The 210-nt window shown below is 61.4% G+C and carries 1 pseudogene; it reads left to right on the forward strand.

Going from position 1 to position 210, the window contains the following annotated elements:
- Positions 1-210, forward strand: a pseudogene (locus FNJ47_RS49595) (cytochrome C oxidase subunit I); the annotation flags it as partial.

Genomic DNA, 210 nt, shown 5'->3' on the forward strand with positions numbered 1-210 from the left:
TGGTTGGGCGGCGCTGGGCCTGGGCCGGTTTCTTTCTGGTCGCCGTCGGCGCCGTTGTCGCGATGATCCCGGTGTCGCTGGGCCTCGCCTCGGTGCTCTACACCTTCTATCCGCCGATGGTCGGCAATCCCTTCTATTATATCGGCGTCGTCATGGTCGTGGTCGGCTCATGGATCTGGGTCGCGCTGATGGTGATCAATTTCGTGATCT

It is taken from the genome of Bradyrhizobium uaiense (assembly GCF_010811875.1).
Lineage (GTDB): Bacteria > Pseudomonadota > Alphaproteobacteria > Rhizobiales > Xanthobacteraceae > Bradyrhizobium > Bradyrhizobium uaiense.